This window comes from Edaphovirga cremea, from assembly GCF_003332275.1.
In the GTDB taxonomy this organism is placed as follows: Bacteria; Pseudomonadota; Gammaproteobacteria; order Enterobacterales; family Enterobacteriaceae; genus Edaphovirga; species Edaphovirga cremea.
Genome location: NZ_QOVA01000010.1, coordinates 122776 through 135498, shown reverse-complemented (window position 1 = coordinate 135498; position 12723 = coordinate 122776). Strand labels below are relative to the sequence as shown.

The window sequence follows — 12723 nt, the reverse complement described above, 5'->3', positions numbered from 1 at the left end:
GCATTGTTTTTTAGATGAGTAACATCACTTTTTAAGATAAGAAATATTGCCATTCAATAGTGATGAAGGGAAATTGTATACGCCGGAACTTTGTTCGCCCCAGGCGACCACCGTAGAGTCGGCTTTGAGGGCGATATAGGCATGGGTATTGGCATATATGGCCAATACGTTACTCAACTGCCCGGTTGCTCCACTCGTTGTCCCGCCATAGCTTGCATTCCCCCACGTCACAACCGTGCCATCCTTTTTCAATGCAGCAAAGCTGGCGGCATTGGCCGTGATCGAAATAACATTGTTGAGTAATGAAGCGACGCTGCTACAGTCTCCACCATGATCCGCACTGCCCCAGGTCAAGACGGTTCCGTTGGTACATAGGGCTGCAAAAGCACCGTAGCTCGCTTTAACATCAATAATATCTGTTCTGCTGGCATAAGCAGAAGGCATATTCCCACCGAATTGTGCATAGCCCCAGCAAACCATACCGCCATTATTCAGTAGCGTGGTAAAGGCCGACTCCGTTCCCACCAGGCGATGCGCGTTAGTGATATAGGATACCGAGGAAGCATCGGAACCATAATCAGAATCACCCCAGGCAATTAGGCGACCACCGCCATAAATTATCGCAAATGCCTTCCGCGAGGCGCAGCAATCAGAAATCCCGCTCAATGAACTGATATTGGCAGGCACAGTGCCACCACAGCTCTCTTTACCCCAGGCAAAGACTTTACCTTGCGTATTGACGACGGCAAAGGCATTGTCCCCACCCCGTAACATAGTCAGATCGGACATTGAGGCGATATTTGCTGGCACAATAAAGCTGAATGCCTCACCGCCCGTTGTACCCCAACCCCAGCTCTCAACATAGGGATAAACGCGACCCCGCAGGGCAAAAGTTCCGCGCGCTCCTTTGATTTCAATGATATCGGTGCGTGCCAGAATATCGTCTGGTGTATAGCCACCCTCCAGGCTGTTGCCCCAGGTAAAAACAGCTCCCGAATTCTGAATGCAGCCGAATGCTTCAAATGTTGCAGCTAACGTGCTGACTGATTGGTTATAGGGGTACGGTGGTGTTGATCCCCCAAAGGCCGCATTTCCCCAACCAATGATCGAGCGATCGTTGAGTAAGGCAACAAAAGAGCCTGAGCTGGTCTCCGTGTCCGTCCAACCGCCATTACCCAAAATATTTGCCGGATTAACAGTCACAAAATCCGAACTGTTCGACGGATTTTGCACAATGAGAGGTAATTGCGGTGACGTATCCAGGAAGGTGTGTGCCGTAATAATGGCGGTTTGACCTTCATAATACCAGAATGCGGTGATTGGATTACGCGTGGCGGCGTCAAATACGCTGAGCGTACACCGCTGGGATTCGGCTGAGGGATTGCTGGTGCTTCTGGCTCCCATAACCAACAGTGTTTTCTGGACTTGCCCTGCGGTAATACTGATGGAGCGACTGCTGCCATTATCCAGACTAGCGACAACGGTGATATTGCCCGGCTGACTACTGGCGATTTGATTAACGGCGACTCCGTTTTGATCGGTATTGCTTGAAGGCATACTCAGCGTACCGAGAGAGGTGCGCCAATAAACGACAACATCTGGGATGCCAGTGCCTGTTACTGAATCAGTGACAGTCGCGCTTAGCGATGCTTTGTCAGAACCGTCAGCATTAATTGTTGATTTGCTGCTGGTCAATGAAGAGAGTACTTCAGAATTGATGTTGAGTTTCTGCGTATTTGAATTACCGATGCCGCCATCAATAAAACTTACCTGATAATTCCCGATGGCATAGCCTGTGCCAATAACAAGAATATTCTCGGTGGGAATAATTGAAGTAATACTCTGTGCAGCAACGTCCGCAGAGGAGACGTTTACCGTCCAGATGTAAACCGATCCGGAAACAGGATTGGTATCGCCGTAATGGTAACCCGTCCATTGTAAAGTGACTTGGTCTCCAACCTTCATGGGTGAGTAAATAATTTGCATCGGTGTGCCGTTGCCACTCTGTGCATCAGCAGTATCAATGTAACCATTCGTCGCTTCAGGAAAAGTCGGGGCGTTAAGTAATGTGGTATGCAAGGTATCGACATCAACCTGGCTTTTCAATGATGTTCCGCCGCCACTGGTAGCGAAGACGACAGTGTAATAACTTTCTCCAGAGCCGATTCTGATATCACGTAGTGCGGCATTAGGAATAATAACCTCAAAACCCTGATTGAGATCGGCTACAGTGATCGTATGAATTTGCTTGTTATAGGCGGTAGGAACAACAATACCTTCCTGCGTATATCCCTGCCAATACGTCGTCACCACGTCACCGACGTTGATATTTCTGTACGAAGGAACTAACAACGGTGTTCCGTCAACGGCTTCCTGTGCATCGATCCATCCATCTGACCCTTCCTTGAAAATAGGCGGAGCGAAAACCCACCCGGTGCTATTGATCTTGACGGGTTCGGAATCCATGGAACGTTCAGGAAATCTTGTCGCACTGTGCACGGTATACCAGGCTTTTGCCGTGCCTGTTCCAATGGCTGTAATATACGGTGTGGGAATAGTGACATAGAGTCCATAAGTCAGATCCCTCTCTACAACGACATAACTTACGGTCGTGGCACTTCGCGGTATTTGCGCGCCTTGCTCATTAAAGCCAGTCCAGTAGACAATAACGCTATCATCGACAGCCATATCACTATAAACGGGAACATAGACGGTTGTTCCTCCGTCACTGAACGCCTCAACATCATCAATCGTATTATCATCCAAAGCCTCAGGGAAAATAGGTGGTGTCAATGTTCCTTGTTGATCCCTGTCGACAAAGACGGTGGCCACTTGTGATGTAGAGAGATTTTTGGCATTGTCCAAAACCTGATATTTGGCTTCGTATTGACCATCTGGTACTTTATCCGACGGGATGACATCACTCCATGGAAAGTATTGACTGACCGGCTCTTCTGCCAGATATAAATAGAAGTATTGCGTAGCGTCAAAATAAAAAGTGATGTAATCACCCACTGCCGGATCTGTGTACTCGATGATCTTGAAACGTACGCCTCCCTGGCTATCTAATTCATCCTGATTTATCACGCCATCATCAGCCATTTGCGGGAATTGCGGGGGGAACAAAGAATTAGAGTTCATGGATTTTCCTTCTATTATTTGGTGCGTTATATTGCACGATTGATTAAATGAGATAATTGGTTTAAATGGGAAGGTGTAAGTTTTTTAGGTCAATAAAAATAAGCGGCATGAAATGATGCCGCTTAAAAAAAGTATTACCCCATTGGAGTATTCATCACCAAATTAGTGAGCCAGAACAACATCAACGTAGAATTTTTTAGTCGCAGAAGACTTGGTTGTACCACCTGCCGCTGGAGTGACAATAAACCATGCGTTGGCATAAGCAAATTCGCCAATAGCTTGGAAAGTTGCGTAGGGGACAGTGAACACCGCATATCCTAGTGGGACATCCACATCCTGGACGGCGTAAGTTGCTGTATAATCTTCTTTCATAAAATCTGTTTCTGTGTCAAACCCCTGCAGGTGAAGGACAATGCTGTCACCTTTTGTAATAGCGGCATAGCCAGCTTGTACAATGACATCAAGTTTTGCCTCGTCATCATTTATTGTATTATCATCCTGAGTATCCGGGATGACGGGTGCCGGTAACGATCCTGGATTCAAGTGTGCAGTTATTTCAAAGTTGATTGATTCAGATATGGCGAAGTTATGCGCCTGATCCTCAACAGAATAATGAACTTCGTATAACCCATCAGCTAATGTTTGCTCTTGTGGGGTATCTTGAACGATATCTATTATCCAGGGGAGATTATGTTCAGGATCTTTTATAAGGCGTGAAATCGTGTAGTTCTCTCCCCAATACAAAATGACTTTGTCTCCCAAGGCCGCATCGCTATAACGAGGAATCTCACATTGAATGCCGTTGTCTATATCACCTTGAGTGACAATACCATCATCTACATTTGTTACTGGCAGGGTTGGTGCTGGATCATCAGTAACTGGACCCTGCTGTAAAGAAAGTGTGTTTTTGGAATTTTTCATGAATAACCTCTTGGTATATTTTTATTGATTAAGTATGCGACGATTTAGTCGTCGAAAACATGATAGCAAGACCTGATTAATATTGTGGCGCAAAGAATAAATGTTTATACTGCAAAAATTATCATTACATGATAAATATTATTCAGATGATCAACCCATCATAGTTAGTAGCGAGTGGAATCTGCCTGTCAACAAAGAAAAATAATCGTTGAGAGAAGGACGTATTCCTTAAAATATCACTAGATTCGTAATAAATACCGTAATTTTGTTGTGCAAGACACTCAGGTGGTAATTCAAATTTAACATTGATTATAATAGGCATGTCATTGTTGGCATCAACAATAAAACGCGTTAAGGTTCGAATATCAACACCGTCAGCAGTTGCCCAGTGGAGGGTAATTTTGTCTCTAAATGCGATATTTGAATAACTGGGAATCATAACCTGAATTGTACTCATAAGATCAAAAACGTCTAATTTACCGCCTTCAGTGTTGGTAACTATGGGTGCATTGAGTGCATACGTCATCACTTTAATATTTTTGATAACGGAATTTATTGATGCGGTGATAGAGGAGAATCCGTCACTCTCTTTTTTTACATCGACAAAAGCCATCCCGTTGATATCTGTGATGGATTGACTGACAGAAATTGTGGTATCCGATTGTTCTTCGTCCTGACTTATTTCCCATGAAACGTTTACGCCGGGAACCGGGGTGCCGTCACAGGCTATTACTGTGAGTTCTATTTTTCCAGATTGCCCATTAGGTGCATCGGTGACTTTGATATTGGTGAACGTATAGACCGCTGTATTGATATAATCAGTTTTAATATTCATAATTTAATCTCAGATTGATTTGAAAGGATTTTTTTATTATCAGAAAGGTAACGCCGCACAAATGTATTTCATTCCGCGTCAAAGTGCAGATGTAATAAATGTCTTTCATAATGTCAATTTTCGCTATTAAAATCGATAATAGTGTTAATTTTTTATTAAAATAACCATGTATGAGCATGAATGCAGTGTTTGTGCCTGCTTTTGGTGCGAGAAACCGATGTAAAAGCCTGATGGGGTGAGATGCTCTGAACTCTGAAATTTTAACCCTATGATTTGCAATGACTATACTTAATTATCACCAGATGGCACGACACGTGCTTGGGTGTTCTTTTACGTCTTCTCTTTTACATTCAATATCTAATGAGGCAGGCCTAATGAATATTCAACAACCCTATCTGTTATTTCTGGCAGATGCGCACGACCAACTCGCGGCTAAAGTTGCCACGGGTATCCATAGTTGGCATCCGGAGTATTGTCTCGGACAACTGCGGATGGACGGTTGCAAGGTAGATTGCGGTCTTCCCGATCTCGATCTCAACGAGGCAAAAAAACAGGGTGCCAAAACCCTGGTGATCGGCGTTGCCAATCGCGGTGGAGTGATTGCGGACAATTGGATCGAGGTGCTGCAACACGCGCTGGAAAGCGGGATGGATTTGGCTGCCGGGTTACACAATCGCTTGTCGGATGTGCCAGTATTGCAGCAGACCGCCGAACGTTTGGGGCGTTCGTTATTTGACGTACGGCACACCAGCCGGATTCTGCCTATCGGCAGCGGTAAAAAACGCAGCGGCAAACGCCTGTTGCCGGTGGGAACGGATTGCTCCTGCGGTAAGATGTATACCGCACTGGCGATCGAGAAAGCCATGGTGGCTGCGGGGATGAAAGCAACATTTCGGGCCACCGGGCAGACCGGTATTTTGATTAGCGGTGCGGGTATCTGTATTGATGCCGTGGTGGCGGATTTCATCGCGGGTGCGGTAGAAACGCTTGCGCCAGACAATGAGTCGGATCATTGGGATATCATTGAGGGGCAGGGTTCTCTGTTTCACCCTTCATTCGCGGGAGTCACGATGGGATTGATTCACGGCGCACAACCTGATGCGCTGGTGCTTTGTCATGAGCCAACGCGAACGACGATGCGCGGGGTGAATTACCCACTGCCGGATCTTGCCGACTGCATGGCATTGAACTTGAAAGCCGCGCAATTGACTAATCCAAAGGCAAGATTTGTGGGCATCTCAATCAATAGCGCATACTTGAGTGAACCGGATGCGCTGAAGTATATGGCCGGTATTGAGCGCTCATTTGGTATACCTGTTGTTGATCCCATGCGCCAGGGTGTTGACCGCATCATTGAGCAACTTTGACTTGAATAGCAGGAGGGTCTGATGAGCAGAATCGTTTACGTCAATGGCGCGTACCTGCCGGAGCAGGACGCGAAAGTCTCCATATTTGATCGGGGTTTTCTCTTTTCTGATGCCGTCTATGAAGTTACCGCCGTCCTCAATGGCAAACTTCTAGAGAACGAAGGGCATCTATCCCGCTTGATGCGTTCATGCGCCGAGCTGCAATTGCGCCTGCCTGTGACAGCAACCGAACTGGAAAACATCCAGAACGAACTGATCGCGTTGAATCAACTGCGTGAGGGCGCGCTGTATCTCCAGCTAACCCGCGGTTGCAGCGGCGATCGCGAATTTGATTATCCTCCCGCATACGTTACGCCCACCCTGGTGTTATTTACTCAATCGCGGCCAGTCATCAACAGTGTAAAAGCGCAAACCGGCATCTCTGTGGTGTCGGTGGAAGATATTCGCTGGGGTCGGCGTGATATTAAAACGGTCGGATTATTGGCGCCCTGTATGGCAAAAGAGTACGCCCATTCCCAGGGGGCGGATGATGCGTTTCTGGTAGAAGATGGCATGGTAACCGAAGGAAGCGCATGTAATGCATGGATTGTTACCTGCGCAGGCGTATTGGTCACGCGTCCGCTCAGTAACCGCATCTTGCATGGAATCACCCGTAAGTCGCTATTACTATTGGCAAAAAATCACGGAATACCGTTTGAGGAGCGCGCCTTCAGCCTTGAAGAGGTGTATTCAGCCAGTGAGGCTTTCATCAGTTCTGCCACCAGTTTCATCTGGCCGGTCGTCAACATTGATGGCAAGCCGGTGGGTGAGGGCGTTCCTGGCCCAGTGACCCAGGCACTGCGTAAAATATATATCGATATGGCGTTACAGGCGACCGCGTGAAGGCGGTAAAAAAACGCATTTCCGCCTGACTATCTCTTTGTCGGGCGGAGAGCATTATCAGGAGATTACTCAGATCCAATAATAATCACGCCGGGGATTATTATTCGAACGCCATGCGCTAACGCACAATTCGGAAAAATATAGTGTCAGAACTCACTGGCGTAATTCCGATTATTGCCCGCAAGCAAGCACGCTAATGGTGCAATTCATTTCTGCTCTTCCACGATAAATAATTGTGACGCACCTCTTTAGTGCGAGATTTCCTTGGGTCTTTTTCACCCATTGTCCGTAAAAACCACCAATGCCTATCTATACTCACACAGATTGACGATGTGGCAGGCATATTGCTTGGATTGATCGCCATTCTCTACATTGGTTTCACGTTTTCGCTTTAGGATTTATCGTCCACGCCTCTGGCGTTCTGCTTAAACACAGTATTAAGGAACACAATGATGTCGATGAAATTTATTAGAAATCCGTTATCTGCTTTACTAATTGGTTGTATGGGAACCGCATTTTCCGCCCACGCGGATATCGTTATTGGTGTTGCCGGACCCTTTTCAGGGCCGAATGCGACGTATGGAGATCAATACTGGCGGGGTGCCACGCAGGCAGCGGAAGATATAAATGCGGCAGGGGGAATCAAAGGCGAAAAAATAACGTTGGTACAGGGCGATGATGCTTGCGAACCCAAACAAGCCGTCGCAGTGGCTAACCGGTTGGTTGATCAGTCCCATGTTGCTGCCGTTGTCGGCCACTTCTGCTCTTCATCCACCATGCCTGCGTCCGAGGTGTACAACGATGCGGGGATTATTGCCATCACTCCCGGGTCGACCAATCCACAGGTTACTGAACGCGGCATGTCCGAAATGTTCCGCATGTGTGGTCGTGATGACCAGCAGGGACTGGTGGCGAGCAATTTCATCATCGATAAGCTGAAAGCGAAAAAAGTGGCCATTATTCATGACAAAGACACCTACGGTCAGGGTCTGGCGGATGCGACCAAAGCCGAGCTGAACAAGCGGGGAGTCAAGGAAGTCCTGTATGAAGGGCTGTCACGCGGCGAAAAAGATTTCAATGCGCTGGTCACCAAAATTCGCTCGGTCAATCCCGATGTGGTCTATTTCGGCGGCTGCCATCCGGAAGCCGGCCCATTGGTGCGACAGATGCGCGAACAGGGTGTGAAAGCTGAATTCTTCTCGGGTGACTGTATTGTCAACGAAGAGATGGTCACCGCGGCTGGCGGGCCACAATACACGACTGGCGTGCTGATGACGTTTGGCAAAGACCCGCGCCTGATCCCTGAAGGCAAAGCTGTCATTGCGAAATTCCGCGCCAATAAATTCGAACCTGAAGGTTACACCCTCTACTCTTATGCTTCCGTTCAGGCGATTGCCGCTGCGTTCAACGCCGTGGGTCCAGACTCGGCGAAAGCCAGCGAATGGCTGAAATCCCATCCTGTCGATACCGTCATGGGTAAAAAAGAGTGGGACAGCAAGGGCGATCTCAAGGTGTCGGATTACATCGTCTATAAATGGGACGACAAAGGAAAATATCAGCAATTGCCATAAAAAAGAGCACCGGCAAAGAACGGCGTCAGTATGCAATTCGCTGTGGCGAAAGAGCGCTGACGCCCCATTATCTTGAGGCCGTGCGCTCTCGGTGCGCGATACGGACAGGTTGCATTCCGTACCTGCATTGAATAGCCCGTCTCACCAGACGAGACTGCGTAATTATGGATTCATTCTTTCTGCAACAAATGCTTAATGGTTTAACGCTGGGCTCCGTCTACGGTCTGATCGCTATCGGCTATACCATGGTGTACGGCATTATCGGCATGATTAACTTCGCCCACGGCGAAGTGTATATGATTTCAGCTTACCTCTGCGCCATCGGGCTGGCTTTGCTCTCTTTCTTTGGCCTTGAATCATTCCCGCTACTCATCCTCGGCACGCTGGTTTTCACTATAGCGATAACGGGTGTTTATGGCTGGGTGATAGAGCGTATCGCCTACAAACCTCTGCGCAACTCTACCCGCCTGGCTCCGCTGATCTCGGCGATTGGCATGTCACTGATCCTGCAAAACTATGCGCAAATCAGTCAGGGACCACGGCAGCAGGGGATTCCCACCATGATGGATGGCGTTTTGAAATTCAACATAGGTGACAGTTTTGTCCAGTTGACCTACACCAAAATATTCATCCTGATTGCCTCGGTGGTCGGCATGCTGGTACTGACCTACGTGATCCAAAATACGAAACTCGGTCGCATGTGCCGGGCAACGCAGCAGGATCGCAAAATGGCCTCGATTCTTGGTATCAATACCGATCGGGTGATCTCCAGCGTCTTTGTAATTGGTGCCTCCATGGCCGGATTGGCCGGGGTGCTGATTACCATGAACTACGGCACGTTTGATTTTTATGCCGGATTTATCATTGGTATCAAAGCCTTCACTGCGGCGGTATTGGGTGGCATAGGTTCACTGCCAGGGGCGATGCTTGGCGGATTGATTCTCGGTGTGGCGGAGGCGCAGTTCGCCGGTATGGTGAATTCTGATTATAAAGACGTATTTTCGTTTTCGTTACTGGTGGTGATTCTTATTTTCCGGCCACAAGGTCTGTTGGGTCGTCCTATTATGGCCAAGGTATAGGGGGAAAATATGTCACAATCTTCTGTTCACACCCCTGTTCACGAAAGAATGGATATAAAACAGTGCCTTCTGGATGCGGTATTTGCCGGTTTAATCGCCTTGATCGTTTTTGGTCCGATTGTGGGTGTCGTTCTCGATGGGTACAGTTTTAACTTCCAGCCTGCGCGGCTGATAGCCATTATTCTGGCCGTCATGGTAGGGCGGCTATTATTGAGCCTGTTTCTGCAAACCGCAGCGGGAAAGCGCATGCGGGCCAATTTCGACAGTGACAGCGCGGGTGTCTACGTTCGCTCGCCGGATTACAAAAGTCGACTGCGCTGGATTATTCCGGTGATTATCGTACTGGCGGTTTTTTTTCCTTTTCTGGCGACCAAATACGTCCTCACCGTGGCCATTCTCGGGCTGATCTATGTCCTGCTCGGGCTTGGACTGAACATTGTGGTGGGATTGGCGGGTCTGCTGGATCTTGGATACGTGGCGTTTTATGCCATTGGTGCATACGGGCTGGCGCTGGGGTATGAATATCTGGGGCTGGGATTCTGGGCGATGCTGCCGTTGGGTGCGCTCCTGGCGGCGCTGGCTGGGGCTTTGCTGGGTTTTCCGGTATTACGGATGCACGGTGACTATCTGGCTATTGTGACGCTGGGTTTTGGTGAAATCATCCGTTTGATCCTCAATAATTGGCTGGAGTTTACTGGCGGGCCGAACGGCGTATCCGTGCCTGCACCGACGCTGTTCGGGCTGGAATTTGGCCGCCGGGCAAAAGAAGGCGGTATACCGATCCACGAATTTCTCCATATCGCCTATAACCCCAATCTGAAATTTATCTTTATTTATACCGTACTGATTCTGGTGGTTTTACTGGTTCTTTACGTCAAGCATCGGTTGACTCGCATGCCCATTGGCCGCGCCTGGGAAGCCTTGCGGGAAGATGAAATCGCCTGTCGGGCGATGGGGCTGAATCATGTTCTGGTCAAACTCTCGGCCTTCACGCTGGGCGCATCGACTGCCGGGCTGGCGGGGGTTTTCTTTGCCACCTATCAGGGATTTGTGAATCCGACCTCGTTTACCTTTTTCGAATCCGCGCTGATCCTGGCCATTGTGGTGCTGGGGGGAATGGGATCGACGGTCGGTGTGGTTATCGCCGCCTTTGTTCTCACCGTAGCCCCTGAATTATTGCGCAGTTTCGCCGAGTATCGGGTTCTGTTATTTGGTGTATTGATGGTTGTCATGATGATTTGGCGACCCCGCGGGCTGATTCGCATCAGTCGCGCTGGCTTTCCTCTACGCAAAGGAGTCGCGCCATGAGTGACAATATCCTTAGCGTTGAACACCTGATGATGCATTTTGGCGGCATCAAGGCATTGAATGATGTCAATCTGGAGGTAAAACGTGGCTCGATCACCGCGCTTATCGGCCCGAATGGGGCGGGGAAAACCACGGTGTTCAACTGCCTGACCGGCTTCTACAAGGCCACGGGCGGCAGCATTATGCTCAATACCCGACGGCGGACGACCAACGTTATTCAGATTTTAGGGCAGAAGTTCCAACCGAGCGATTGGATAAGACCGCGTCAACTTGGGAGCAGGCTCTTCTATAAAATGTTTGGCGGAACCCATCAGGTTAACCGTGCCGGTTTGGCGCGTACTTTCCAGAACGTTCGGTTATTTCGCGAGATGTCCGTGGTGGAAAACCTGCTGGTGGCGCAGCATATGCAGACCAACCGCAATCTGGTGGCCGGTGTACTGAATACCCCGGCTTACCGTCGGGCTGAAAATCAGGCGTTGGATCGGGCTTTTTACTGGCTGGAAGTGGTGGATTTGGTGGATTGCGCCAATCGTCTCGCGGGTGAAATGTCCTACGGCCAGCAACGGCGACTGGAAATCGCCCGGGCAATGTGCACCGCTCCCGAAGTGATTTGTCTGGATGAACCGGCGGCGGGGCTGAATCCGGTGGAAACCCATACCCTCAGCAAGATTATCCGCTTTCTGCGCGATCACCATGACATCACGGTGTTGCTGATTGAACATGATATGGGAATGGTCATGGAGATCTCCGATCATATCATCGTGCTGGATCATGGCGATGTAATTGCACGGGGAACACCACAGGCGATCCAGAATGATGAAAGCGTCATCGCTGCCTATCTCGGTACCGGTGAGGATGAGGTGAATCTATGAGCGACGCGCTGCTGGAATTTCGTGAGGTGGATGTCTTTTACGGTCCGATACAGGCGTTGCAGAGTGTCTCTCTGCGGGTGAATCAAGGTGAAACCGTGGCGCTGATTGGTGCCAACGGTGCGGGGAAATCGACCTTGCTGATGTCGATATTTGGCCAACCGAGGATCAGCAAGGGGCAAATTCTGTTTCGCGGTGAGGACATCAGCCGTAAATCGACCCACTTTGTGGCGTCGAGTGGTATCGCGCAGTCGCCTGAGGGGCGACGGGTATTTCCTGACATGACGGTGGAAGAGAACCTGCTGATGGGGACTATCCCGATTGGCGAGAAATACGCGGCTGAAGATTTGCAAAGCATGTTCGAACTGTTTCCCCGGTTGAAGGAGCGGCGCAAACAGCGGGCGATGACGATGTCTGGCGGCGAGCAACAGATGCTGGCGATTGCCCGCGCCCTGATGAGCCGACCCAGGTTATTGCTGTTGGACGAGCCCAGCCTGGGTCTGGCGCCGATTGTTGTGAAACAGATCTTTCATACGTTACGTGAATTGGCGCGCAACGGCATGACCATCTTTCTGGTGGAACAGAATGCCCATCATGCGCTCAAGCTGGCAGACCGTGCCTATGTCATGGTCAACGGGCAAATTCGCATGAGCGGGACGGGGGCTGAATTGCTGGTTAACCCGCAAGTACGCAAGGCCTATCTCGGCGGAATTTAACCCGGTAAGTGAAACCGCTGGCGGTTTGTATCCT

At 49.2% G+C, this 12723-nt stretch carries 10 protein-coding genes; 7 read left to right on the top strand and 3 right to left on the bottom strand.

Translation table 11 applies throughout. From position 1 onward, the window contains the following. Window positions 1-24: 24 nt before the first annotated feature. The 3 genes from DRI82_RS15050 to DRI82_RS15040 all read right to left on the bottom strand — a co-directional run bounded on the left by DRI82_RS15050 (window position 25) and on the right by DRI82_RS15040 (window position 4897). On the bottom strand, window positions 25-3141 hold the full coding sequence (locus tag DRI82_RS15050; protein WP_114194727.1) for an Ig-like domain-containing protein: 3117 nt from the start codon (window positions 3139-3141) through the stop codon (window positions 25-27). Between the two features lie 162 nt (window positions 3142-3303). Then, window positions 3304-4062, bottom strand: coding sequence for a hypothetical protein (locus DRI82_RS15045; RefSeq protein WP_114194726.1), 759 nt, complete (start codon window positions 4060-4062; stop codon window positions 3304-3306). A 142-nt stretch (window positions 4063-4204) separates the two neighbouring features. Further along, on the bottom strand, window positions 4205-4897 hold the full coding sequence (locus tag DRI82_RS15040; protein WP_114194725.1) for an Ig-like domain-containing protein: 693 nt from the start codon (window positions 4895-4897) through the stop codon (window positions 4205-4207). A 374-nt stretch (window positions 4898-5271) separates the two neighbouring features. Here DRI82_RS15040 and dgcN point away from each other — a divergent pair, with 374 nt between their 5' ends. From dgcN to DRI82_RS15005, 7 genes are all read left to right on the top strand, one after another. After that, complete coding sequence (dgcN, locus tag DRI82_RS15035) at window positions 5272-6264, top strand: N-acetyltransferase DgcN (RefSeq protein ID WP_114194724.1); 993 nt, start codon at window positions 5272-5274, stop codon at window positions 6262-6264. A gap of 21 nt (window positions 6265-6285) precedes the next feature. Further along, window positions 6286-7146, top strand: a complete 861-nt coding sequence (locus DRI82_RS15030) for a D-amino-acid transaminase (protein WP_114194723.1) — start codon at window positions 6286-6288, stop codon at window positions 7144-7146. A 452-nt stretch (window positions 7147-7598) separates the two neighbouring features. Beyond that, window positions 7599-8717 (top strand): branched-chain amino acid ABC transporter substrate-binding protein, encoded by a 1119-nt coding sequence (locus DRI82_RS15025; RefSeq protein ID WP_114194722.1) that lies wholly within the window; start codon window positions 7599-7601, stop codon window positions 8715-8717. 164 nt (window positions 8718-8881) lie between these two features. Next, a complete protein-coding gene (locus tag DRI82_RS15020) occupies window positions 8882-9796 on the top strand; it encodes an ABC transporter permease subunit (RefSeq protein ID WP_114194721.1) in 915 nt (304 codons plus the stop codon). A gap of 9 nt (window positions 9797-9805) precedes the next feature. Continuing rightward, window positions 9806-11104, top strand: a complete 1299-nt coding sequence (livM, locus tag DRI82_RS15015; protein WP_114194720.1) for a high-affinity branched-chain amino acid ABC transporter permease LivM — start codon at window positions 9806-9808, stop codon at window positions 11102-11104. Further along, a complete protein-coding gene (locus DRI82_RS15010) occupies window positions 11101-11976 on the top strand; it encodes an ABC transporter ATP-binding protein (protein WP_114194719.1) in 876 nt (291 codons plus the stop codon). Before livM ends, DRI82_RS15010 begins: the two co-directional genes overlap by 4 nt. Continuing rightward, entirely contained in the window at window positions 11973-12689 is a 717-nt protein-coding gene (locus tag DRI82_RS15005) for an ABC transporter ATP-binding protein (RefSeq protein ID WP_114194718.1), read from the top strand. Before DRI82_RS15010 ends, DRI82_RS15005 begins: the two co-directional genes overlap by 4 nt. Window positions 12690-12723: the final 34 nt, after the last annotated feature.